The organism is Pseudomonas putida, assembly GCF_028682455.1.
GTDB lineage: Bacteria > Pseudomonadota > Gammaproteobacteria > Pseudomonadales > Pseudomonadaceae > Aquipseudomonas > Aquipseudomonas putida_AA.
Genome location: NZ_JANHLD010000002.1, coordinates 866595 through 890079 on the forward strand (window position 1 = coordinate 866595; position 23485 = coordinate 890079).

A 23485-nucleotide genomic window follows, 5' to 3' on the forward strand; every position below is an offset into this window, starting at 1 on the left:
CCTACTCCGAGGACCGAACATGATCGATGTCGTGGTGGTATCCCGTAACAACGAAGCGCAAGGCATCTGCAGCTTTGAACTGGCGGCGGTCGATGGCAGCCCGCTGCCGGCGTTCAGTGCCGGCGCGCACATTGATGTGCATTTGCCCGACGGGCTGATCCGCCAGTACTCGCTGTGCAATCACCCCGAGGAACGCCATCGCTACCTGATTGGCGTGCTCGACGACCCCGCCTCGCGGGGCGGCTCGCGCAGCCTGCACGAGCAGGTCCACGGCGGCGCCCGGCTGCGCATCAGCGAACCGCGCAACCTGTTCCCGCTGGTCCACGGTGCCCGGCGCAGCCTGCTGTTTGCCGGCGGCATCGGCATCACCCCGATCCTGTGCATGGCCGAGCGCCTGGCCCACACCGGCGCGGACTTCGAGCTGCATTACTGTGCCCGCTCCAGCGAGCGCGCAGCGTTTGTCGAGCGCCTGCGCAATGCGCCGTTTGCCGATCGGCTGTTCCTGCATTTCGACGAACAGCCCGAAACCGCCCTGGATACTGCCCGGGTACTGGCGAACCCACAGGCCGATGCCCATCTGTATGTGTGCGGCCCAGGCGGCTTCATGCAGCATGTGCTCGACAGCGCCAGGGCGCAGGGTTGGCAGGAAGACTGCCTGCACCGCGAATACTTCGCCGCCGCGCCGGTGGATACCGGCAACGATGGCAGCTTCTCGGTACAGGTGGGCAGCACGGGCCAGGTGTTCGAGGTGCCGGCCGACCAGAGCGTGGTGCAGGTGCTGGAGCGCCATGGCATCGAGATCGCCATGTCGTGCGAGCAAGGTATTTGCGGCACCTGCCTGACCCGGGTGCTGGAGGGGGTGCCGGAGCATCGCGATCTGTTTTTGACGGAAGCGGAACAGGCGCTGAACGATCAGTTCACGCCGTGCTGCTCACGGTCGAAGACACCGCTGCTGGTGCTCGATATCTGAACAAGGGTCACGACGCGGGCAGGATGACCTTCATGCGCGCGTCGGTGGTGGCCGCACCGAAGGTTTCGGCGTAGCGCAAGGTGGCATTGGCGTGCTCGCGCATGATCGCTTCGGCGCGGGCGCCCTGGCCGTTGACCAGTGCATCGAACACCGAATGGTGCTGCATGTGCGCGTAGTTGAAGCGGCGGTATTCGCGTGCCATGTCATGACGGTCGACCGCCAGCGCTGTGACCGAGGCGAACGGCAGGTGGTCGTTGCGGGCCAGGGCATCGGCAATCGCCGGGTTGTGACTGCCTTCGACGATCACCTGGTGAAAACGCATGTTGAGGTCGTGGTAGGCCTCGAGGTCTTCCTCGGTGACAAAGCCCTTCGCGAACAACTGATCGCCCTCGTACAGGCAGCGCTGCAGGGTTTCCCGCGCCTGCTGCGACAACCCGCGCTCGGCGGTCTGGCGTGCGGCCAGGCCCTCGAGCACCCCCCGCACCTCGACCGCCCCGGCGATATCGTCGGCACTCACCGAGCGCACCTGGAACCCGCGCCCACCAAAGCGCACCAGCAGCCCTTCCTGCTCCAGGGTACGAAACGCCATGCGCACCGGCATGCGTGAAACGCCGAACAGCTCGGCGGTGGGAATTTCCATCAACCGCGCGCCGGCGGCCAGCTCGCCCGAGGCGATCATCTTGCGCAACGCGACCAGAACCAATTGACCGGGCTTACTCATCCACGCAACTTCCAGAAAACATGGACCGTCATACTACCGCAAACCTGCAGGAGCGGGCTTGCCCCGCCATCAAGCTGAAGATCAAAAGCACAATTCGCTGCGCTGAACCTGTGGAAGCTGGCTTGCCAGCGATGAGGCCAGTACGGCTGGCAATTTCGGTGTCGCCCCAATCACGGCCGCTTCGCGGCCGATCGTTGCCAAGACCAGCTCCCACAGGTGCTACCTAGAACGACAATGGATAACTCACGATCAACCGGGTCTGGTCGAAATCGCTGTTGAAGCTGCGTCGGTTGGTGGCGTTGTTCACGCGGATGCTCAGGCGCTGGAAGGTGCCGCTCTGGATGGTGTAGCCGACTTCGGTGTCGCGCTCCCATTCCTTGCCGTTGCTGCCCGCATTGGTGGTGGCGTTCTCGCCGTGGCCATAGCGCACCATCGCCAACAACCCCGGCACGCCCATGGCGGCGAAGTTGTAGTCATAACGTACCTGCCAGGAACGCTCGTCGGCGTTGCTGAAGTTGCCGTTGAACATGTCGTTGCCCAGGGTCCGGCCGCTACTGCCATACACCGACATCCACTGGCTGTCGCCACTGACTTTCTGCAACCCCAGGTACAAGGTATGGCCACCCGTGGCGGCCGACAGCAAGGCGTAGCCGGTTCGACTCTGGATATCGCCAATGCGCGCCTGGCCATCGTCCCGGTCGATGAAGTAGCCCAGGTTGGCACCCAGCACCCAGTTGCCCACCGGCTGCTTGTGCAGCAGGTTGAAATAGCTCTGCTGGTAGATGTCTTCGAGCTGTGAATGCCACACGCCCACCAGCGTGCGCTGCTGGTTGAAACGGTACTCGGCACCGGCATAGTTGAACCCGTCCGACGTCACCCCGGGCGCCGCCCAGGCCGACAGGTCCTGCATGTCGGAGGAATTGCGCAGGCTCACCTCGCGGTACTGGCCAGCCTGCAGGCTCAGGCCTTCGATTTCGCGCGAATCGAGCATGCCGCCGCGAAACGTCTGCGGCAGCAAGCGGCCATCGTCGTAGCGCAGCAGTGGAATGTCGGGCAACAGCTCACCCACCTTGAGCTCGGTGGCCGAGACACGCATCTTGGCCGCCACCCCAGCCCGGCCGTAGTCGTCTGCCGCACGTCCATCGTCATGCACCGGCAACAGTTCCGAGCCGCTGACGTCCCGGCTGCTGTCGAGTTTCACGCCAAACATGGCGATGCCGTCCAGGCCAAAGCCGACGACGCCCGGGGTGTAGCCCGAGGTGAACTTGAGGATGAAACCCTGGGCCCACTCGTCGACCTTGCTCTTGGCCGCACCCGGGTCGCGGAAATCGCGATTGAAGTAGTAGTTGCGCAGCAGCAGGTCGGTCTTGGCACCTTCGAAGAAGCCGCCCTCTTCCGCCCAGGCCGGCAGGCTCATGCCGAGGATCAAGGTAGCGGTGGCGACCGAACGCGCCAGGCTGCAAGGAGTGTGGATCATTATTATTGTTCTCCGCTTTTCATGGGCGCAGCCGCTCCCCGACAGGCCGCAAGGGCCCGTCCATCAGAGGCTGCGTAAAAGCCCGGCAAACGCCGGGCGGCACTCAGTGACTCAAGGCATCAGAACGGATACTGGCGCGGTGAATGCTGCACGCTGATCCAGTGATCACGGGTGAACTCGTCAATAGCCCAATCGCCGTTGAAACGCCCCAGCCCCGAATTCTTCTCGCCGCCGAACGGCGCATTGGCTTCATCGTTCACCGGAATGTCGTTGATGTGCGTCATACCCGCCCGCACCTGCCGGGCAAAGCGCACCGCGCGCTCCAGGCTGGTACTGAACACGGCGCTGGAGAGCCCGAATTCGCTGGCGTTGGCCAGCTCCAGGGCATGGTCCTGATCGCGCGCGCGGATCAGCCCCACCAGCGGCCCGAAGATTTCATTGCGGGCCAGGTCCATGTCGATGGTCACCTCGCCATACACATGCGGCGCCAGCAGGTTGCCATCCACCCCGCCCTCGTACAGCGGCTCGGCGCCTTCGCGGCGGGCCAGGGCGATTTTTTCCTGCAGGCCCTGCAACTGGCGGGCATTGATCACCGGGCCGATCACGGTCTCCTGCAGGTTCGGATCGCCCACCGCCAGGCCCTTGACCCGCTCGACAAAACGCAGGGCAAAGGCGTCGTACAGGCTGTTGTCGACGATGATGCGGTTGACCGCCATGCAGATCTGCCCCTGATGCAGGAACTTGCCGAACACCGCAGCGTTCACCGCTTGCTCGAGGTCGGCATCGTCCAGCACCACGAACGGGCTGTTGCCACCCAGTTCCAGGGCCACGTGCTTGAGGTGCTCGCCGCCGCTGGCGATGCGACCGATACCACGCCCTACCGGGGTCGAGCCGGTAAAGGTGATCAACGACGGCAGCTCATGCTCGACGAAGGCGTCGCCAATCTCGCTGCCCGCACCCACCACCACGCTGAGCACGCCCGCCGGCAAGCCGGCCTCTTCGAAGATCCGCGCCAGCAACAAGCCACCGCACACCGGGGTGTCGCTGGCCGGCTTGACCACCACGGCGTTGCCCAGCGCCAGCGCCGGGGCAATCGAGCGCTGGGTCAAGTGCAGCGGGAAGTTCCACGGGCTGATGACCCCCACCACGCCCAGCGCGCTGCGGTACACCCGGCTTTCCTTGCCCGGCACATTGGACTCGACGATCCGCCCGTGGACCCGCGACGGAAACGACGCCGACTCCAGGGCAATGGCCCGCGCCGCACCCCATTCCAGCTGGGCCTTGAGCCGGGTGCTGCCCGACTCGCGGATGATCCAGTCGATGATTTCATCACGGCGCCGGTCGAACACCGCCACAACCTCGTGCAGCACCGCCGCGCGGGCCGACGGGCCCAGGGCGGCCCACTGCGGCTGCACCCGGGCGGCCTCGCGGTAGGCGGCGTCGAGGTCGTCGCGGTTGGCCTGGGGAATCTCCAGCAGCAGCGCATCGTTGAACGGATTGGTCACGCGCAGGTTTTTACCGGCACCGCCAGTGCGCCACTGGCCAGCAAGCGGTTGCAGGTGAAGGTCGCTGTAACGTGGGCAGAGATCAGACATAAAACGCTCCTTGGACAGGGTAAATGTCAAACAGTGGGTTTACTGGCGGCTTCAGGCTCGCAAGCCTGCTGCGGCGCACGCACCTGAATACAGACGATGGCCAGTGCGCCGATCACCCCCGGCAGGGCGAAGGCGAGGAAGTTCTGCTGGAACGGCAGCTCCAGCGACAGCAGGCTGCCGCCGAGCATCGGCCCCGCGATGGCGCCCAGGCGACCGATACCGGCGGCCCAACCCACCCCGGTGGAGCGGATGTGCGCAGGGTAGGCAATCGAGGCATAGGCATGGATCACCGCCAGGGTGCCGATGGTGGTGGCGCCGGCAATCAGCAACAGCAGGTTGAGCACCAGCGGGCCGGGCTTGAAGCCCAATGCCGCCAGCGACACCGCCGCGAGCACGAAGAACAGCGCCAGGGTGCGTTGCACGCCCAGCTTGTCGGCCAGCCAGCCGCCGAACAGCGCGCCCACCGTGGCACCGATGTTCAGGGTCACCAGGAAGGCCAGGCTCGACCCCAGCGGGTAGCCCCCGTGCGCCATCAGCTTGGGCAGCCAGGTGTTGAGGCCGTAGCTCATCAGCATGCACATGGCGAACGCCACCCACAGCAGCAGGGTCGCCAGGGCCTGGCCCTTGCTGAACAACTGCGGCAAGCGTGCCGCACGCACCTGCGAGTCGTTGCGGGGCAGGCGCAGCTCGGTGCCGGGACGAAAGCCCGGGTCAACCTTGACCAGCAACTGATCGAGTTCGGCGCGGCGGCCCTTGAGTTCCAGGAACGCGGCCGACTCCGGCAGGTAGCGCAGCATGAACGGCACCGCCAGGACCGGCAGCACCGCCACGTAGAACACCGTCTGCCAGCCCCACTGCGGGATCACCGCGATCGCCAGCAAGGCCGACAGTACCGCCCCCACCGAGTAGAAGCTCGACATCACAGTGATCATGGTGCTGCGCCGCCCTTGCGGGGCGAACTCGCTGATCAGGTTCACGGCGCTGGGCACCAGTGCGCCCAGAGCCAGCCCGGTCACCAGGCGGCAGGCGCCCAGCTCGATGGGCGTGCTGGCGTGGCCGGTCATGAACGCGGCGAGGCTGGCCATCAAGGTGGTGACGATGATCAGCTTGCGGCGGCCGAAGCGGTCGGCCAGCGGTGCCAGCAAGGTACCGCCAAAGAGCATGCCGAACAGCGCGCAACTGCCCAGGGTTCCGGCCTCGATGGCAGTGAGTTGCCACTCCTGCATCAGGCGCGGCACCACCGAGCCGTAAATCACCATGTCGTAGCCATCGAACAGCATGATGAAGCAGCCCCACATCAGGATCAGCAGATGGGTGCGATTGAAGGGTGCAGCGTCGATCACTTCACTGACGGAAGTTGTTTTCATAGCCACCTCTTGTTGTTTTTATTGTGATTGCTTTCGCGGGGCAAGCCCGCTCCCACAGGCCCGCTCCCGCAGACAGCTCAGGGCTCGATGGTTTGGGTGGGGACCTCGATCAGCACGGGGCGGTTGCCCGCCAGGGCCTCGCTGAATGCGCTGGCAAATGCCTCGGCAGTGGCCGCCTGCACCGCCTGCACCCCGTAGCCCTGGGCGATGGCGCAAAAATCCAGGCCGGGCACGTCCAGCCCCGGCGCATCGCTGACGTTGAGCACATCGGCGAACCAGCGCAGGGCACCGTAGGTGCCGTTCTTCAGAATGATGAACACCACCGGGATGTTGTACTGGGCGGCGGTCCACAGCGCGGTGATGCCGTAGTTCGCCGAACCGTCGCCGATGATGCCGATCACCCGTCGATCGGTTTTCGCCAGTTGCACGCCCACCGCCGCGGGCAAGCCGAAGCCAAGCCCGCCGGCGGCCGGGAAGAAGTAGCTGCCCGGCTCGCGCATTTCCACGCGCTGCCAGAACGCACCGACGGTGGAAGTGGATTCCTTCACATAAATGGCATCGCTGGGGGCCAGGGCGTTGATCAGGTCGAACACTGTTTCGGGGCGCAGCAAGCCGCCTTCCTCGGCTACCGGCTGCGCCTTGGGCAGGGCCGTGGGCATGGGCCGGTCGACGTGCGGCACGCTGTCGACCAGTGCCGCCAGGGTCAGGGCAATGTCGCCAACCAGGGCATCGCCCATCGGCGCACGCGCAGCCTCCCCGGCATCGCAGGTGATGTGCAGCAGTTCGCAGCCGGCAGGCAAGTAGTCGCCCGGCGCGTACTGGTGGTAGCGGAACACCGGCGCCCCTACCACCAGGATCAGGTCATGGTCCGCCAGGCAGCGACTGATGCCGGCAATTGCCGCCGGCAGCACGCCACGGAAACAGGCATGCCGCGTAGGGAACGGGCAACGCGAGGCCGATGGCGCCACCCAGGCCGGCATGCGCAGTTTCTCGGCAAGCTGCACCGCAAGGGAGTTGGCGCCACTGCCATCCACATCCGGCCCCAGCACCAGCACCGGGTTGCGTGCTGCCGCCAGGCGCTCGCACAGCTGCTCCAGTTGCGTCGCCGAAGGCAGGCCGGCGCTGGCCACCTGGCGACGGGCCAGGTGCTCGACCCCGGCCGGCGCCTCGCAGGCCCAGTCGTCATAGGGAATCGACACGTACACCGGGCCGCGCGGCGGCAGGTTGGCCATGTGGATAGCCTGGCTGAGGGTGCGCGGCACATCCTGCGCCGAGGCAGGCTCGTGGCTCCACTTGACCAGCGGCTTGGGCAGTTGCGCGGCATCGACGTTGGCGAGCATCGCCTCCACGCCGATCATTGAGCGCACCTGCTGGCCGGCGGTGATCACCAGTGGGCTGTGCGAGTACCAGGCATTGGTCAGCGCGCCCATGCCATTGCCGGTACCGGCGGCGGCATGCAGGTTGACGAAGGTCGGCTGGCCGGTGGCCAGGGCGTAACCGTCGGCCATGCCCACCACCGCGCCTTCGTGCAGGCCGAGGATGTAGCGAAAATCGTCCGGGAAGCCTTTGAGAAACGGCAGCTCGTTGGAGCCGGGATTACCAAAGATGGTGGTCAGGCCGTGCTGGCGAAGAATGTCGTAGGTGGCGCGGTGAACAGTTTTCATAAAGACCCTTGCAGCTGTTTTTTTGTAGTTGGGTTACTTTTGCAGTCACCGCCAGATTGATCAAATTGATACTATCTCTATAAAAAATAAAACTGGTCTATATCACTGACTGTACGCCGAGGCCCCATGAGCCACATCGACCTGAACCTGATCCGCACCTTCGTCACCCTCTTCGAGGCCCGCAGCGTCACCCTCGCCGCCGAGCGCCTATTCGTCACCCAACCCTCGGTCAGCTATGGCCTGGCGCGCCTGCGCGAACTGTTCGACGACCCGTTGTTCAGCCGGACCCGCGACGGTATCCAGCCGACCTTCGTCGCCCAACAGCTGTACGCCACCCTGCGCGATTCGCTGACCCGCATCGAAGGCGCCGTGCAGAGCACGCGCCAGTTCGACCCGTGCAGCACCGAACGCAGGTTTCGTATCGCCCTCTCCGACCTCGGCGAAATGGGCTTCCTGCCGCTGATCCTGGCGCGCCTTAACCGCGAGGCGCCCCATGCTGAAGTCGAAGTGCTGCCCCTGCAGGTCGACCAGGTCGGCGAATGGCTGGCCAGCGGCAAGATCGACGCCGCCATCTGCCGCCCGCCAGTGGCCGGCACCCGCAGCCAGGTGCTGATGCGCGAGCGCTACGTATGCCTGCTGAGCATCGATCACCCGCGCATAGACCAGGCCCTGAGCCTTGAGCAGTTCATCGCCGAGCGCCACATCACCGTCACCCGCACTACCGGCCACGGCAGCGTCGAGGATGTGCTGACCGCCATGGACGTGCAGCGCCGGATCAGCCTGCACGTGCCGCATTTCTCGGTGCTGCCCAAGATCATCCCCGGCACCGACCTGCTCGCGGTGCTGCCGGCGCAGATCGCCCGTTTGTTCATCCAGGAAGGCGGCTTGAAGATGCTCGAGCTGCCGTTCCAGGTGGCCGAGTTCAACGTCTCGCTGAACTGGCACCCCAACAGCGACAGCTCCGCCGCCTTGCAGTGGTTCTGCACGACCGTCGCCGAAGCGATCATCGACGGCCAGGCCTAGGCGCCGGCCATCATCGGTTGCACAGGCGTGTGCGCAGGCTTGAGCAACAGCAGGCAAGCCGCGGCCAGCACGAACACGCTGGCAAACACCCCATACAGGTGCAGCGGTTGCCAGCCGCCATCGAGCAGCACCCCGGCCACCGTCGGCGAGAGGATCGCGCCGATCCGCCCGATACCGATGCCCCAACCCACGCCGGTGGCGCGCACCGACGCGTCGTAGACCACCGGCGACAGCGCATAGAGCCCGGCCACGCAGCCGTTGGAGAACAGCCCGATCAGCAGGCCAAGGCCCAGTGCCGCACTGGCCGATGAACCGCTGCCGACAAACAGCACCAGCAGCCCGGCGGTGATCAGCATGAACAGCGACAGCACCCGCCCCAGCGGCCAGCGCGAAGACAGGCCGCCGATCAGCGCGGCACCGAGGATCCCGCCGACGCTGAGCAACACGCCGCCGGTAATGCCTTGCTGGGCCGACAAGCCGGCGGCCACCAGCAGCTTGGGGGTCCAGCTCATGACGAAGTAGAAGCCGAACATCACCAGGAAGAACAACAACCAGATCAGCAAGGTGGTGCGGCGCATGGCGGGGGTCAGCAACTGCCTGAAGCCGGTGGCCGCACCGGCGACTTTTACCTGCGGCGCTGGCAACTGCGCGAGTGCCGCCTGACCCAGCCGCAACGCCAGGCGATTGACCCGCGCCAGTGCATTGGCCGGGCGGCGTGCCAGCAAGAAGTCCAGCGACTCGGGCAGCCACAGCAGCACCAGGGGGATCACCAACAAGGTGACGATGCCGCCAAACAGAAACACCGAGCGCCAGCCCCACTGCCCCAGCAGCCACACCGCCAGCAGGCCGCCCAGGGTAGCGCCCAGGGCGTAACCGGTGGACTGCAGGCTGACCGCCAGGCCACGCCAGCGCTTGCTGGCATATTCACTGGCGATCACGTTGCTGCTGGCAAGAATGCCGCCGATCCCGAGCCCGGTGAGCCCGCGCAGCAGCGCCAGTTGCAGCGGGCTCTGGCTCAGCGCCGAGAGCAACATGCCCGCGCCCGACAGCGCCAGGCAGAACAGAATCAGCGGTCGCCGGCCAAAACGGTCGGCCCACGGCGCGATAAACAGCGAGCCTGCGGCCATGCCGAACAACCCGGCACTTAGCAGCAGCCCGATCTGCGCCCCGTTCAGGCCCCACTCGGCGGAAACCGACGCGGCCGTGAAGGCCATCACCAGTACATCGAAGCCGTCGATCATGTTCAGGAGTATGCAAATGCCAATGGCCAGGCACTGGAAGCTGCCCATCGGGCCATGGTCGACGCGATGCTTGAGATCGATGCTCATGGGGCCACCTGCAGGCCGGAAGAGACCCGTGGCGAAATCACAGACAGACGTGTGCACACGCAAAGCGAGCGGCGCGAACCCTGGCAGTTGCGCACCCTTGGTAAGCCATTCATGACTGAACCCTTTTTGTAATTGTTATCGCCTACGGTCGGGAGGGCTCCCGCCGTTGCCAGGGGCTAATCAATCAGATAATGGATCCATAAACAACGAGACGATTCTCGAAAATGACGCGCCTTTCGCTATACACACCACTACATTCGTCGATCATTAATAGTTAATATTCTTATATTTCAATGATTTGAATAATAAACTTAAAGCTATTAATTCTGTTCGATTATCGCCCGATAATGGATCCATAAGTATCCACCACCACTTTGTAGTGCTCCCCCTACAGCGCTTTCGTGCATTCCCGATACCCCAGCACCCTGCCCGTCCCCGACCATGGCGCTCATCACGCCACGGGTCGAGGAGAGCCAACATGGGCACACGAATTCGAGTGATCTGGCACAGGATTGTCCAAGCCTGCCGAAGTGACATGACCGCCAGGAACGCCAGCGCAGCACTGATGGCCGCGCAGGAGGAAGAAGAAGCCAGGAGCCTGGCCTGGGTCATGCAGATGCACGACCCGGCTAAACCGGCCCAAGGGCTGAAACGCCGGTAGGAGCGGGCTTGCCCCGCGAGAGCGACGTGACAGACAAGTCGTTATCGCGGGGTAAGGCGCTCCTACAGAAGCGAGACCACGGCGGTGAAGCAGGCTGTCAATGCCACCGCCGTTGTCCCGGATACCACATGGGCAGACGGCGCCAGGCCACCCCGGCCATCGAGCAATTGCCGCCGGCGCCAGGTGCCCAGGTAGAACGTCACCGCCGAGGCCAGCAACAAGGCCAGCCCCAGTACCGTGACCAGCAACTGCTGATGCAGCCAGCCCGAGCGCAATGCCAGCAGGGCATTGACCAGCACCGCCCAGCCCGTGCGGCTCCAGGCCAGGGCGGTACGCTCGGCCTGCAGGCCTGGATCCCTCACGTCAGCTTGACCACGAACAACAGCACCATGACCGCGGCAATGCCGGCGGTAGCCATGGCGATCAAGGCTATGGCCAGCGTCGACGGCAAGCGCCGCGCGTGGCGCATGGCGATCTCATTGGCGCGCCAGCGCAAATAGGCCAATGCGCACAACACTGTCGCCAGCACGCCAAAGGCGACGGCGAGGCCGATCACCACTGCGTGCGGCCCCAGCTTGCCAGAGAACTGGTCGAGCACCACCCCTCCCGCCAGCATCCCCAGCGCCGTACGGATCCAGGCCAGGAAGGTGCGCTCGTTGGCCAGCGAGAACCGGTAGTCCGGCTCTTCACCTTGTTGGCGCCAGTGCGGCTCACCCATGTCGGGCTCCTTTGTTGGCCGGGATGGCCAGCAGAATGACCAGCGCGCCGATCAAGGTAATCACCCCCAGAATCCCCAGCCCCGCGTAAATGCTGCCGGTGGTGGACTTCATCCAGCCCACCAGGGTCGGGCTCACGAACGCGCCGATGCCGCCAAGGCTGGTGATCAAGGCAATGCCGCTGGCCTTGGTGTTGCCACTGAGGAAGGTCGCCGGGATGGTCCAGAACACCACGAAGCCGCCGTAGGAGGCCGCCGCCGCAATCGACAGCAAGGTGATGGCATAGACGATGTTGTGCGCGATCAGCGGCAGCAAGGCGAAGCACAGGGCGATGACCGCGCCGCAGGCCATCAGGTGCCAGCGTCGCTCCATCCTGATGTCGGAGCTGTAGCCGACCACATAGGTCCCCGCTGCGCCGGCCAGGAACACCACGCTCGACAGCAGGCCGACCTGGACCAGGTCCGTCACGCCGACATCGCGGATGATGGTGGGCGCCCAGAAGCCGATGGCGTTGAACGTCACCAGCACACAGAAGTATCCCACCATGCCGACGTACAGCTTGGGGTTGCGCAGGGCTTCGCCCAGGCCATGACCACGGCCCCTGGGTTGCCCCTGTTCCTCGGCGGCCAGGTCGCCCAGCACGATGGCTTTTTCACGCGCGCTCAGCCACTTGGCGTCACCGGGCTTGTCGCACAGGTAGTAGAAGGCCACCACCCCGAGGAACACCGCCGGCAGCCCTTCGAGCAGGAACAGCCATTGCCAGCCGCGCAGGCCATGCAGGTCGGCCATGTGCACCATGATCCAGGTCGACAACGGCCCGCCGATGATCCCGGCGGTGGCAGCGCCCATCATGAAGAAGCCGGTCACCCGGCCCCGGCGCGAGGCCGGGAACCAGTAGGTGAGGTAAAAGATCACGCCCGGAAAGAACCCCGCCTCGGCCGCGCCCAGGAAGAAGCGCATGACGTAGAACTGGGTGGGTGTGTTGACGAACATCATGGCGCTGGAGATCAGCCCCCACAGGATCATGATCCGCAGCAAGGTACGGCGTGCGCCGATACGCTGCATCCACAGGTTGCTCGGCACTTCGAACAGGACATAACCCACGAAGAACAAACCGGCACCCAGGCCATAGGCGGTTTCCGAGAACCCCAGGTCGCTCATGAACTGCAGCTTGGCAAAGCTGATGTTGGCGCGGTCCAGGTAAGACACTATGTAGCAGATGATCAGGAACGGCATGAGCCGCAGGGCAATCTTGCGGTACGTGCGCTCGACCTCGTCGGACGAGTACGTCTCTACAAAAGCGGGTTGAGTGATATTCATGTGACCCTCGTGACTCAAAGGTGAAGTCGATACCCAGGAGCGGTCAGCACTGCGCCGACCGCCAGAATTGCAGAAAACGCACCGTCAGGGGTAGACGAGTGCTTCCCCGTCCGGCAGGTGCCGGGCAGCCGTGCCGACCTCGACCGCAATCGGCTTGGCCAGCGCATCCCCTGCCCTCACACCCTCTCCCTGCTGGAGCACGAACAGCGGATTGATGTCGAACTCCTGCAGCTCGTCAGCCAGGTCCACGGCCATGGCCGACAGGCGCATCAAGGTATCGACCACCGCCTGCACATCAGCCTTGGGTCGGCCACGGGCGCCATCCAGGATCGGGAACGAACGCAACTCGCGGAGCATCGCCTGCGCCTCACTGCGGGTGATCGGCGCCAGGCGGAAGCTGACATCCTTCATCACCTCGGCAAAAATGCCGCCAAACCCTACCATCACCGCCGGCCCGAACAAGGGGTCATTGTTGATCCCCAGGATCAGTTCGGTCCCCCCGCAGACCATCTCCTGCACCAGCACGCCATCGAGGCGCGCCCGGGGGGCATAGGCGCGGGCATTGCCAAGGATTTCCTCGAATGCGGCCTTCACCTGGGCACTGCCCTGCACGCCGACGCGCACGCCGCCGGCTTCGGTCTTGTGGGGAATGTCGGCCGACTGGATCTTCATCACCACCGGCCGCTGCATGGCCAGGGCGATGCGCGAGGCCTGCTCGGCATCGCCGGCCAGCGCCTCCTGGGTCACTTCAATGCCATAGGCTGCGAGCACTTTCTTGGCCTCGAACTCGGTCAGGTCCGTGCGGCTTGCCCGGAGCAGCTCGCGCATCGGTGCAGCCGTCAATTGCAGGGGCGACTCGTCCATGACCTGCGCCACACGCCCGCGGGCCTCGGCAAAGGCCCACAAGGCACTGGCGCCCCGCGCGCAGCGTACCGGCGACTGGTAACGCGGGATGCCGGCGCTATCGAGAATGTCGTACGCCGCCTGCACAGTGGCCGGGTCAGCGTTCCAGGCAACCAGCACGGGTATGCCGCGCTCGTCGCGGATGCGTACGATCTCGTCGGCCAGTTCGCGGGCCAGGGCGCCGCTGGCTGCCGCCAGGGCCAGGCCGATCATGTCGACGTTCGGGTCGTCGGCCAGCCGCTCCAGGGTCACTCGCAGCAGGCTGGCATCGGTGAGCAGGCTCGCGGTGACATCCAGCGGATTGGCGACCGCCGCGAATGACGGCAGTACCTCCCTGAGCGCGCTGACCGTGGTCGCTGCCAGCTCGGGCAACACCAGGCCGCCGAGGGCCGCACCGTCGGCCATGGCAATGCCTGCGCCACCCGAGATGGTCACCACCGCCAGGCGATTGCCCTTGGGCACCCGGCCCGGCAGCAGCGCCTTGGCGCAGTCGGCCAGGTCGCCCACGTCATTGACTTCGATGATGCCGCTTTGCCGGAAGGCGGCGCGGTACAACGCCATCGATCCACCGAGGTTGGCCGTGTGCGAGGCCGCAGCGCGGGCGCCGGCTTCCGAGGTGCCGACCTTCCAGATCAGCATCGGCTTGCCCGCGGCCAAGGCGCGCCGGCCGATCCCCAGCAAGCGCCGGGCGTCCTGGAAGCCCTCCACGTAGCCGGCGATCACCCGGGTCTCGGGGTCGTCGATCATCGCCTCCATGAAGTCCAGCGAGGTGGTCACCGACTCATTGCCGGTCGACACGTAGTGCCTGAAACCGATGCCCTCCTGGCTGGCCAGCATGACGATCGAGTTGCCGAACGCACCGCTTTGCGAGGTGAGGCTCAGGTGGCCCTTGGGGTAGCTGAGCCCATAAGGCGCGCCGAAGCCCACGTGGATGCCCTCGCTGATGTTCATGTAGCCCTGGCAGTTGGGGCCGATCACCTGCATGCCGAACGAGCGGGCGATGGCGGTGAGGGCACGTTGCGCCGCGGCGCCCTGCTCGCCCGCCTCGGCGAAGCCGGACGACAGGATCACCGCAAACCGGCACCCCTTGTGGCCCAGGGCGCTGAGCGCCTCGGGCACACGCTTGGCGCCGACGGCTATCACCGCGACGTCCGGGGTGACCGGCAGCGAGGCGACATCGGGGTAGCAGCGATACCCGGCGACCTCGTCATAGCGCGGGTTGACCGGCAGTACCTGGCCGGCGTAGCCCTTGGCCTTGAGGTGGGCGATGGGCTGGCCGCTGATGGATGCAAGGTCTTGCGAGGCGCCGATCACGGCAACCGAGCGCGGCGTGAAGAACAGATCGAACGTAGACATGACGATTTCCTGCAACAAAGGAGAATGGCCGGTACCCGCCTCAGCGGTGGGCGGCAAGCACTTGCTTGGCGATGTTCAGCTGGTGGATCTGGCTGGTGCCCTCGTACAGGCGGAACAGCCGTACATCGCGGTACCAGCGTTCGATCTGGCTGTGGTCGGCCACATAGCCTGCGCCACCGAACATCTGCACGCAGCGGTCGGCGACCCGACCGCACATCTCGGTAGCGAAGTACTTGCACATCGACGCTTCGAGCACCACGTCCTCGCCGCGATCACGCTTGCGGGCGGTCTCGAGGATCATGCTGCGGGCGGCAAAGATTTCGGTCTGGCAGTCGGCGATCAAGGCCTGGACCAACTGGAAGTTGGCCACCGGCTGGCCGAACTGGGCGCGCGTGGTGGTGTGTGCGACGGCCATCTCCAGCATCCGCATGGCCGGGCCCGTGGACAGGGCCGCCAAGTGGATACGTTGTTTGTTGAGGGTTTTCATCACGGTCTTGAAGCCATTGCCCTCGACACCGCCGATCAGGTTGGCAGCCGGCACCCGGCACTCGTTGAAGTGGACTTCGCCGACCGGTGAGCCGGCCTGGCCCATCTTGCGGTACGGCGCGCCGGTGGCAAGCCCGGGCATGCCGCGCTCGACGATAAACGCCGACACGCCTCTGGCGCCCGTGCTGCCGGGCTCGGTACGAGCGGTCACGGTGAACACGTCGGCTATCGGGGCGTTGGTGATATAGCACTTGCTGCCATTGAGGATGTAGCTGTCACCGTCGCGCCGGGCCGTGGTCTGTACGTTGGTTGCCTCCGAGCCGGCCTCGGGCTCGGTCACCGCCAGGCAGCCGGTCCACTCGCCGCTGGCCAGGCGTGGCAGGTACTGCTGCTTTTGCGCCTCGGTGCCATCGACCACGATACCTTCGGCGCCGATCCCGGTGTTGGTGCCCACCCGGGCGCGTACCGCCACGGCGGCCTGGGACAACTCCAGCGCGCCGAGCACCAGCTCCTCGGTGCTCAAGCCTGCACCGCCGTAAGCCTGCGGGATGCTCCAGCCGAAAAAGCCTTTCTCGCGCAGGGTTTGCACCAGATCGGCCGGGACTTCGTCGAGTCGCTCGATCTCGGCTTCCCGGGCAAATACCTCATCACGCACGAATGTGCGCACGTCACTCAAGAAAGCGTCGAGCGCCTGCTGATTGCGTACCATTGTTGCCTCCCGCGTTTTTATAGTTGTTGGGCAACATATGGCCTAGAAATCAGCGTGCTCACAATAATTGTTCCGCTATGCAGAACAGCGTTTGAATAGTCGGAACAAGCATCGCACTATCTGCCCATGCGCAGTTGAAACCGGGAGCGGCAATGGAAACGCACGACAAGCACACACCGGCCTCGCCGGGCGACTGGCACACACCCTCCAGGCACTACCTGGCAGACGAGTTCGCCGATGACCGACAGTTCGCCTCCACCCTCGCCCGCGGCCTGGAGATCCTCCACTGTTTCACCGCGCGCGATACCCAGTTGGGCAACGCCGAGCTGGTGGCCCGCACCGGCATGCCCAAGGCAACCATTTCGCGCTTTACCTACACCCTGGTGCGCCTGGGCTACCTGCGCATCAACCGCATGAACAACAAATACCAGCTGGGCTCGGCTGTGCTCTCGCTGGGCTATCCGTTGCTCGCCAGCCTCAATATCCGCCAGATCGCCCGGCCCTTCATGAAGGAGTTGGCCGACTACATTCGCGGTTCTGTATCGCTGGGCATGCGTGACCGCCTGAGCGTTGTCTACCTGGAAAGCAGCCGTAGCGCAGCGCCCATGAGCCATCCGCCGGACGTAGGCCTGAGCTACCCCATCGTGCGCACGGCCATGGGCCGGGCGATCATCGCCGCCTCCTCGCGGGACGAGCGCACGGCGTTGCTCAATGAGATAAAAGTCAGGACACCCGAGGACTGGAGCGCGTTCCACACCCGCATCGAGGAAAGCATCCAGGAGTTCCAGGCCCGTGGGTTTTGCGTGTCCTACGGGGACTTGCGCAAGGAAATCCACGCCGTGGCGGTGCCCATGCGGGCGATGGGCGACGGCGAGATCCTGGTGTTCAACTGCGGCATTCCCTCGTTCATGCTCGGCGAAGGGCAATTGGTCAAGGATGTCGGGCCAAGGCTGGTGTCGATGGTGCGCAGCATCGAGGGGATGATGGGGATCTATTGAGCGGCTGGGCGAACAATGTGGGAACCGGACTTGCCGGCGGCCGTCATCCAGGCAAGGTTTGAACCCACCTAACGATGGGCGTGCAGGGCCTTGCGCTTCTGTTTGTCGGTGTACCTGGCTTTGCTTCCCCGGGGCATGGCGGCATTCCTCGATGGTGTTTCCCGTTGGAGAATGCCGCCATGCCCAAGTGCCACGCAGGGGATGAACGGTCGTCAGAACGCCGGGCCCGGCCCGCCGCCGCAGTACAGCGTCTGCCCCGACAGGTAGTCGGCCTGCGGCAGGCACAGCAGCACCACCGCACCCGCCGCCTCGCGCGCATGCCCAGGACGGCCCAAGGGGATTGCCGAGCGCGAAGCCTCGACCAATTGCTCACTGATGCCAACCTTGATCTGCCGGCCCTCGATGTCCACCGTGGCGCTGTCCTTGCCGGCGAACGGCACGGTCAGGCGGGTTTCGATGTGGCCGAAGGCGACGGCGTTGACGTTGACCTTCAACCGACCCCATTCCTTGGCCAGCGTCTTGGTCAGGCCGAGGATGCCGGCCTTGGCGGCGGCGTAGTTGGCTTGCCCGGCATTGCCGCCTGCGGAGCTCGAGGAGATATTGACCACCTTGCGAAACACTTCGCGGCCGTCGGCGGCTTCTTTCTTGGCCGCGGCGCTGATTACCGGCTGGGCCGCGCGCAGGATGCGAAACGGCGCCGTCAGGTGACAGTCCATGATCGCGTACCACTGCTCATCGGTCATCTTCTGGATCACGTTGTCCCAGGTGTAGCCGGCGTTGTTGACGATGATGTCGATGGACCCGTAGTTGTCCACGGCCGTCTTGACCAGGCGCTCGGCGAAATCGGGGGCGGTTACGCTGCCGACGCAGGCCACCGCTTCACCGCCCGCCTCGCGAATGGCCGCGACCACTTGCGCGGCGGGCTCGGCGTCGAGGTCATTGACCACCAACCGGGCGCCGAAGCTGGCCAGTTGCAGCGCCACTTCACGACCGATACCACGACCGGAGCCGGTCACCAGGGCGACTTTGCCTTCAAGCATGTTCATTGCGTTTTCCTGTTGCATTGTTGTTATCAGGGAATAATCGGTTTACTGGCCCCAGAGCCCGGCAAGGTCACGCGCCTCGATGGCCTCCAGCACCTGCGCGGTATGCGCTCCACGGGTGGGAATAGGCCCAGGCGTGACCACTTGCCCATTGAAGCGCGGGGCCGGATGCGCCTGCAGCATGCCGTCACGCTCGAAGTACACGTCACGCTCGACCATGTGCGGGTGGCGGGAGGCCTCACGGGGGCTGAGCACCGGGGCAAAGCAGACATCGGTGCCTTCAAGCAGGTCGCACCAGTGCTGGCGCGGCTGGGTGGCGAACAGCGCGACAAAGGCTTCACGCAGCGCAGGCCACTGCTTGGTGTCCCACTGACGGGCAAAGCGCGGGTCATCCTGCAGGCCGAGCTTGTTCAGCAGCAGCGCGTAGAACTGCGGTTCCATTGAACCCAGGGCGACATAATGGTCATCGGCGCAGCGGTAGGTACCGTAGAAGTGCGAACCGTCGTGGACACTCTTGCCACGCTGCTCGTTGAGCAGGCCCCTTTTACCGAGCGTCATCATCAGTTGCATCATGTGCGCCGAGCCATCGACGATGGCGGCGTCCACCACACTGCCCTGCCCGGTCTGGCGCGCCTGGAGCACCCCGGCCAGCACACCGATGGCCAGGTACAGGGCACCCCCACCGATATCACCGATCAGGGTGATGGGCGCAGACGGTGCTTCGCCCTCGGTACCGCTGTGGTAGAGGGCGCCCGACAAGGCGATGTAGTTGTTGTCGTGGCCGGCGGCATTGGCCATCGGCCCGTGCTGGCCCCAGCCGGTCATGCGCCCGTACACAAGCTTGGGGTTGCGCGCCTGGCACTGCTCCGGGCCCAGGCCCAGGCGTTCCATGACACCCGGGCGCATGCCTTCGATCAGCACGTCGGCGCTTTCGATCAGTTGCAGCACCAACTCGCGGCCTTCGGCGGTTTTAAGGTCGGCCACCACCGAGCGCTTGCCACGGTTGAGCGGGTTGGTCGCGGCATTCGCCTCGCCGGTGATCGAGGTGGACGCCCCCCGCTCCACGGCAATCACATCCGCCCCCAGATCTGCCAGGTGCATGGCGCAGAACGGCCCTGGGCCGATACCGCAGATCTCGACAACTTTGATGCCTGAAAGCATGTGGTTTCCTCATTGTTGAGCGTGTTTTTGTGTTTTCACGCTAGCAGAGGAACGCGCTGCAATTCTGCCCCCCGGCACGGGTGGCTATGGCTGCCCAGGCAGCGGGCTACTCTGGGCCCGCAACGCCGTCGGCAATAACAACAAAAGGAAGGAATGAGCGTATGTTCGAGTTACCTCCCCACTGGGCCCTGTGGGCAACCTGCTGCCTCGCCGCTCCAGCGGTGGCCACCGCGCAACCCCAGGTCGCGCCACCCAACCCGTACCTGGCCCAGTCTTACAACAACCAGACCCACTGGAACGATGGCGCCTCGGACAGCACCGCCCTCAGCGTGGCACGGGGTTCGTACAAGATGACCCCGGATGCCTACCGGGTGGTGCCCAACGAATCGGGCAGCCTGATGCAGTACACCGACAAGGTGAACGGCACCGACGTGTACTGGTACTGGGCCGGGTTTTCGCTGCGCAAACTCAAGATCGCCGATGACTTCAAAATCACCGAGATCGCCCGCGTCGACCTGCCGGTCAAACTGCCCAACTACACGCCGGTGACCGCCGAGCAACGCCTGGAGCAAGCCGCGCAGACCCGCAAGTTCCTCGATGCCAAGGATGAGAAAGGCCTGCTGGACTACATGCAGGCACAACCCAACCGCATGCTGACCGGCACCTCCGACCAGCTGCTGGGCGGCGCGATCTACTCGCTGCTGACCCGCGACAACGCCTTCATCGGCGCCAGTGCCCGCCGGGTGTTCCGCATTGACCAGAACGACCCCGGGGACCCGTCTTCGGGCATGAAACTGACCCAGGAAGTACAACTGCCCGACGCGTTGTTCGACAACGAGAAGACCAAGCGCAGCGTCCGCATCCCGGTGGACACCGCCTTTGGCATGGGCATGACCCTCAACGGCTACCTGGTGGTCAACACCATGGGCGGCACCGTGGCGACCCTTGACCGCACCACCCTGAAACTGATCGACAGCTACCGTATCGAAGGCACCGACGAAGTGTTCCTCAACTCCTTCGCAACCGGTCCTGAAGTGGATGGCGGTGCGGTGTACGTCGCCTCCAACCAGAACATGTACCGGCTGGTGGTCGACAAGCACGGCAAGATCCACGCCGACGACGCCAGCGGCGCCTGGAAAGCGCCGTATGAGCGCGGCCTGCGTTTCACCTCGGTCAAAGTCGGCGACGGCACCGGCTCTACCCCGACCCTGATGGGTTATGGGCCGGACGAAGACAAGCTGGTGGTGTTCACCGACGGCTCGAAGAAGATGAACCTGGTGGCCATGTGGCGCGACAAGATCCCGGCTGGCTGGAAACAGAAGCCTGGGACCTTGTCGCCACGGGTAGCCGACCAGCGTGCGGTCGACCTGGGGGACGCGATTCCGGTCGTGCAATCGGAGCAATCGGTGGCGGTGTATGACGGCCATGCCTTCGTGGTCAACAACATCCCGGCGCAAGACAAACCGGCCCTGGACAAGTCGGGCTACTACGTCACCATGCTCAACGGCATGACCCGCCCGGCCGCCAAGGGCGTGGCCATGCTCAAGTGGGACAGCGCCAAGGACCAGTGGAACACCCTGTGGACCCGTACTGACGTCGGCTCTGTGTCGGTGGTGCCAATGATCAGCGGTGGCAGCCGCATGGCCTTGATCAACGGCGTCTACACCGCACGCCAGGGCGAGGGGTACCACATCGGCATGGACCTGGACACTGGCAAGACCGTCCTGGAAATCGCCACCGGCAGCGACCCGGTGTTCAATGGCATGTATGCCCCGATCAAAGTCGATGCCCAGGGCCGCTTGATGTATGGCATGGCCTTCGGCCTGGTACTGATGGACACCCACCGCATGCAGAAAATCGAGCAGGTTGCGAAGCGCCAGTAAGCGCCACACAGCAACAAACAGAACGCCCGGTGCCTTGCACTGGGCGTTCTGCGTTTTGGCGGGGGGTGAGTGCTGGCTTGCTGGCGGTGGTGCCTGGATTACGACCGCTTTGCGGTCGATCGCGGGCAAGCCCGCTCCCACAAATACCGCGCAGGCCAGCAAGAGCGCAGCGAATTGTGCTCTTGATCTTGATCTTGCTTTTGACCTTGCTTTTGATCTTCAGGCCCCGTTAACCAGAAGGGCCGAACGGAGGTGTCGTGGAGGGGCTAGCGCGCAGCGCCTTCGGCGAATGCCGAAGATGCGAAGCGTAGAGTTGCTTGCAACTCGTAGCTCGCAATGCCCCGTAGCGACACCGCAGTGAGGGGACCCGGAGCGCAGCGTAGGGCCCCTGGTGGGGCAAGAATTTTTTGCTTACTTTTTTTTTCGACTGAAAAAAAGGAAGGCGCCGTAAGGGCGCAAAGGTGAACCGGCATCACCTTGGCAAATGGATATGCTCCCCCCCCTTGAAACCCAAACAAAGGTGTGGCCTGGATTACGACCGCTTTGCGGCCGATCGCGGGCTCCCACAGGTACCGCGCAAGCTTACTTTTTTTTCGACTGAAAAAAATAAGGCGCCGTAAGGGCGCAAAGGTGAATCGGCATCCCCTTGGCAAATGGATATGCTCACCCCCCTTAAGACCCAAACAAAGGTGTGGCCTGGATTACGACCGCTTTGCGGCCGATCGCGGGCAAGCCCGCTCCCACAGGTACCGCGCAAGCTTACTTCGGGCTGGGCCAACCAAAATGGATCAACACACAATACAACCTGCAGCCACAAAAAAGCCGGGCACAAGGCCCGGCAAACACTACAGCGCGATATCAGCCACGACCGTACAACGTCACCACACAAGCACCACCCAGCCCCAGGTTGTGCTGCAGTGCAAGACTGGTACCTTCCACCTGACGCTTGTCAGCAGTACCGCGCAACTGATGCGTCAGCTCATAGCATTGAGCCAGCCCCGTCGCCCCCAGCGGATGCCCCTTCGACAGCAACCCACCCGACGGGTTGGTAACCACCTGCCCGCCATAACTGTTGTCGCCATCGAGCACAAAACGCTCCGCCCCACCCACCGGGCACAGCCCCAGCGATTCATAGGTCAGCAACTCGTTATGGGCGAAGCAGTCGTGCAGTTCGACCACACGAATATCCTGCGGATCGACACCAGCCTTCTCGTACACCGCCTTGGCCGCCCGCTGCGCCATGTCGAAACCAACCACTTCGATCATCGACATGCTTTCGTGGCAAACCGCGGTATCGGTGCTCAACGCCTGGGCCAGGATCACCACGTCGGTGTTCAGGCCATGCTTCTTGGCGAAGGCTTCGGAGCAGATGATCGCCGCCGCCGCACCGCAGGTCGGTGGGCAGGCCATCAGCCGGGTCATGACGCCCGGCCAGATCACCTGGTCGTTCATTACGTCCTCGGTGGTGATGACCTTGCGAAACAGCGCCAACGGGTTGTTGGCGGCGTGGCGGCTGGCCTTGGCGCGAATGGCCGCAAAGGTGCTCATCTGCGTGCCGTACTTCTGCATGTGCTCACGACCGGCGCCGCCGAACATGCGCAATGCGCTTGGCATGCCGACCACTTCGGCCGTCAGCTCGTCGATCACCGATTGGGTCATGTGCGTGGTCGCGCCAGGACGGTCGCCCCACGCCGATTTCAGCGCACCGGGCTGCATCTGCTCGAAGCCGTAGGCCAGGGCACACTCGACCGCCCCGCTCTCCACCGCCTGGCGCGCCAGGAACAGCGCGCTGGAGCCTGTGGCGCAGTTGTTGTTGACGTTGATCACAGGGATACCGCTCATGCCCACTTCATACAGCGCCGCCTGGCCGCAGGTGGAGTCACCGTACACATAACCGGCAAAGGCTTGCTGCACCAGGCCGTAATCCAGGCCGGCATCTTCCAGGGCCAGGCGGATGGCTTGCGAACCCATTTCGATATAGGTACCGCTGGTGCCCGGTTTGACGAACGGAATCATACCGACGCCCACAACGTAAGGTTTTTGCGACATCACGGATCTCCAGAATTTCAGACAGCTTCAAGGGAACTTCGGCGCTGACCGCCCC

Annotated in this window: 19 protein-coding genes; 5 read left to right on the forward strand and 14 right to left on the reverse strand. The window is 64.5% G+C overall.

Annotated features, from left to right (window positions below; translation table 11 throughout):
* Positions 1-19: 19 nt before the first annotated feature.
* The gene (locus NPS58_RS14455; RefSeq protein ID WP_274116034.1) at positions 20-970 is read left to right on the forward strand and encodes a PDR/VanB family oxidoreductase; all 951 of its coding nucleotides are present in this window, start codon (positions 20-22) and stop codon (positions 968-970) included.
* A 7-nt stretch (positions 971-977) separates the two neighbouring features.
* Here the strand turns inward: NPS58_RS14455 and NPS58_RS14460 are convergent, their stop codons facing one another.
* From NPS58_RS14460 to mdlC, 5 genes are all read right to left on the reverse strand, one after another.
* Entirely contained in the window at positions 978-1691 is a 714-nt protein-coding gene (locus NPS58_RS14460; RefSeq protein ID WP_274116035.1) for a GntR family transcriptional regulator, read from the reverse strand.
* 223 nt (positions 1692-1914) lie between these two features.
* Positions 1915-3168 carry an OprD family porin gene (locus NPS58_RS14465; RefSeq protein WP_274116036.1) on the reverse strand — a complete coding sequence of 418 codons (1254 nt, stop codon included), beginning with the start codon at positions 3166-3168 and terminating at the stop codon, positions 1915-1917.
* A gap of 119 nt (positions 3169-3287) precedes the next feature.
* A complete protein-coding gene (locus tag NPS58_RS14470) occupies positions 3288-4763 on the reverse strand; it encodes an aldehyde dehydrogenase family protein (RefSeq protein WP_274116037.1) in 1476 nt (491 codons plus the stop codon).
* Positions 4764-4789: 26 nt separating this feature from the next.
* Positions 4790-6130, reverse strand: a complete 1341-nt coding sequence (locus NPS58_RS14475; protein ID WP_274116038.1) for an MFS transporter — start codon at positions 6128-6130, stop codon at positions 4790-4792.
* A gap of 77 nt (positions 6131-6207) precedes the next feature.
* Positions 6208-7794 (reverse strand): benzoylformate decarboxylase, encoded by a 1587-nt coding sequence (mdlC, locus tag NPS58_RS14480; RefSeq protein WP_274116039.1) that lies wholly within the window; start codon positions 7792-7794, stop codon positions 6208-6210.
* Positions 7795-7920: 126 nt separating this feature from the next.
* On the opposite strand from mdlC, the gene NPS58_RS14485 reads away from it, so the two are divergent.
* A complete protein-coding gene (locus tag NPS58_RS14485; protein WP_274116040.1) occupies positions 7921-8817 on the forward strand; it encodes a LysR family transcriptional regulator in 897 nt (298 codons plus the stop codon).
* Here NPS58_RS14485 and NPS58_RS14490 read toward each other — a convergent pair.
* Positions 8814-10145 carry an MFS transporter gene (locus NPS58_RS14490; protein WP_274116041.1) on the reverse strand — a complete coding sequence of 444 codons (1332 nt, stop codon included), beginning with the start codon at positions 10143-10145 and terminating at the stop codon, positions 8814-8816. The genes NPS58_RS14485 and NPS58_RS14490 overlap by 4 nt on opposite strands.
* Positions 10146-10623: 478 nt before the next feature.
* Between NPS58_RS14490 and NPS58_RS14495 the strand changes: the two genes are divergently transcribed.
* Positions 10624-10806, forward strand: coding sequence for a hypothetical protein (locus NPS58_RS14495; protein ID WP_274116042.1), 183 nt, complete (start codon positions 10624-10626; stop codon positions 10804-10806).
* A gap of 62 nt (positions 10807-10868) precedes the next feature.
* Here the strand turns inward: NPS58_RS14495 and NPS58_RS14500 are convergent, their stop codons facing one another.
* The 5 genes from NPS58_RS14500 to NPS58_RS14520 form a co-directional block, all read right to left on the reverse strand.
* On the reverse strand, positions 10869-11168 hold the full coding sequence (locus NPS58_RS14500; RefSeq protein WP_274116043.1) for a DUF202 domain-containing protein: 300 nt from the start codon (positions 11166-11168) through the stop codon (positions 10869-10871).
* The gene (locus NPS58_RS14505; RefSeq protein ID WP_274116044.1) at positions 11165-11524 is read right to left on the reverse strand and encodes a YidH family protein; all 360 of its coding nucleotides are present in this window, start codon (positions 11522-11524) and stop codon (positions 11165-11167) included. Before NPS58_RS14505 ends, NPS58_RS14500 begins: the two co-directional genes overlap by 4 nt.
* Positions 11517-12842: an MFS transporter gene (locus NPS58_RS14510; RefSeq protein ID WP_274116045.1), complete on the reverse strand. Its 1326-nt coding sequence runs from the start codon at positions 12840-12842 to the stop codon at positions 11517-11519. Before NPS58_RS14510 ends, NPS58_RS14505 begins: the two co-directional genes overlap by 8 nt.
* An 84-nt stretch (positions 12843-12926) precedes the next feature.
* Positions 12927-15101, reverse strand: coding sequence for an acetate--CoA ligase family protein (locus tag NPS58_RS14515; protein WP_274116046.1), 2175 nt, complete (start codon positions 15099-15101; stop codon positions 12927-12929).
* Between the two features lie 40 nt (positions 15102-15141).
* Complete coding sequence (locus tag NPS58_RS14520; protein ID WP_274116047.1) at positions 15142-16296, reverse strand: acyl-CoA dehydrogenase family protein; 1155 nt, start codon at positions 16294-16296, stop codon at positions 15142-15144.
* A 152-nt stretch (positions 16297-16448) separates the two neighbouring features.
* Here NPS58_RS14520 and NPS58_RS14525 point away from each other — a divergent pair, with 152 nt between their 5' ends.
* Positions 16449-17294, forward strand: coding sequence for an IclR family transcriptional regulator (locus NPS58_RS14525; protein ID WP_274116048.1), 846 nt, complete (start codon positions 16449-16451; stop codon positions 17292-17294).
* Positions 17295-17506: 212 nt separating this feature from the next.
* Here NPS58_RS14525 and NPS58_RS14530 read toward each other — a convergent pair whose 3' ends face one another.
* On the reverse strand, positions 17507-18340 hold the full coding sequence (locus NPS58_RS14530; protein ID WP_274116049.1) for an SDR family NAD(P)-dependent oxidoreductase: 834 nt from the start codon (positions 18338-18340) through the stop codon (positions 17507-17509).
* A 42-nt stretch (positions 18341-18382) separates the two neighbouring features.
* Positions 18383-19498 carry a CaiB/BaiF CoA transferase family protein gene (locus NPS58_RS14535; RefSeq protein WP_274116050.1) on the reverse strand — a complete coding sequence of 372 codons (1116 nt, stop codon included), beginning with the start codon at positions 19496-19498 and terminating at the stop codon, positions 18383-18385.
* Between the two features lie 161 nt (positions 19499-19659).
* On the opposite strand from NPS58_RS14535, the gene NPS58_RS14540 reads away from it, so the two are divergent.
* Positions 19660-21381: a hypothetical protein gene (locus NPS58_RS14540; RefSeq protein ID WP_274116051.1), complete on the forward strand. Its 1722-nt coding sequence runs from the start codon at positions 19660-19662 to the stop codon at positions 21379-21381.
* A gap of 858 nt (positions 21382-22239) precedes the next feature.
* Here NPS58_RS14540 and NPS58_RS14545 read toward each other — a convergent pair.
* A complete protein-coding gene (locus NPS58_RS14545; protein WP_274116052.1) occupies positions 22240-23430 on the reverse strand; it encodes a lipid-transfer protein in 1191 nt (396 codons plus the stop codon).
* Positions 23431-23485: the final 55 nt, after the last annotated feature.

Bases quoted from the DNA above. Each gene is read 5' to 3' on its own strand.
- NPS58_RS14540 (WP_274116051.1), top strand. From the start codon at position 19,660: ATGTTCGAGTTACCTCCCCACTGGGCCCTGTGGGCAACCTGCTGCCTC.
- NPS58_RS14525 (WP_274116048.1), top strand. From the start codon at position 16,449: ATGGAAACGCACGACAAGCACACACCGGCCTCGCCGGGCGACTGGCAC.
- NPS58_RS14490 (WP_274116041.1), bottom strand. From the start codon at position 10,145: ATGAGCATCGATCTCAAGCATCGCGTCGACCATGGCCCGATGGGCAGC.
- NPS58_RS14530 (WP_274116049.1), bottom strand. From the start codon at position 18,340: ATGAACATGCTTGAAGGCAAAGTCGCCCTGGTGACCGGCTCCGGTCGT.
- NPS58_RS14470 (WP_274116037.1), bottom strand. From the start codon at position 4,763: ATGTCTGATCTCTGCCCACGTTACAGCGACCTTCACCTGCAACCGCTT.
- NPS58_RS14505 (WP_274116044.1), bottom strand. From the start codon at position 11,524: ATGGGTGAGCCGCACTGGCGCCAACAAGGTGAAGAGCCGGACTACCGG.
- NPS58_RS14535 (WP_274116050.1), bottom strand. From the start codon at position 19,498: ATGCTTTCAGGCATCAAAGTTGTCGAGATCTGCGGTATCGGCCCAGGG.
- NPS58_RS14510 (WP_274116045.1), bottom strand. From the start codon at position 12,842: ATGAATATCACTCAACCCGCTTTTGTAGAGACGTACTCGTCCGACGAG.
- NPS58_RS14455 (WP_274116034.1), top strand. From the start codon at position 20: ATGATCGATGTCGTGGTGGTATCCCGTAACAACGAAGCGCAAGGCATC.
- NPS58_RS14515 (WP_274116046.1), bottom strand. From the start codon at position 15,101: ATGTCTACGTTCGATCTGTTCTTCACGCCGCGCTCGGTTGCCGTGATC.
- NPS58_RS14460 (WP_274116035.1), bottom strand. From the start codon at position 1,691: ATGAGTAAGCCCGGTCAATTGGTTCTGGTCGCGTTGCGCAAGATGATC.
- NPS58_RS14520 (WP_274116047.1), bottom strand. From the start codon at position 16,296: ATGGTACGCAATCAGCAGGCGCTCGACGCTTTCTTGAGTGACGTGCGC.
- NPS58_RS14465 (WP_274116036.1), bottom strand. From the start codon at position 3,168: ATGATCCACACTCCTTGCAGCCTGGCGCGTTCGGTCGCCACCGCTACC.
- NPS58_RS14495 (WP_274116042.1), top strand. From the start codon at position 10,624: ATGGGCACACGAATTCGAGTGATCTGGCACAGGATTGTCCAAGCCTGC.
- NPS58_RS14485 (WP_274116040.1), top strand. From the start codon at position 7,921: ATGAGCCACATCGACCTGAACCTGATCCGCACCTTCGTCACCCTCTTC.
- mdlC (WP_274116039.1), bottom strand. From the start codon at position 7,794: ATGAAAACTGTTCACCGCGCCACCTACGACATTCTTCGCCAGCACGGC.
- NPS58_RS14475 (WP_274116038.1), bottom strand. From the start codon at position 6,130: ATGAAAACAACTTCCGTCAGTGAAGTGATCGACGCTGCACCCTTCAAT.
- NPS58_RS14545 (WP_274116052.1), bottom strand. From the start codon at position 23,430: ATGTCGCAAAAACCTTACGTTGTGGGCGTCGGTATGATTCCGTTCGTC.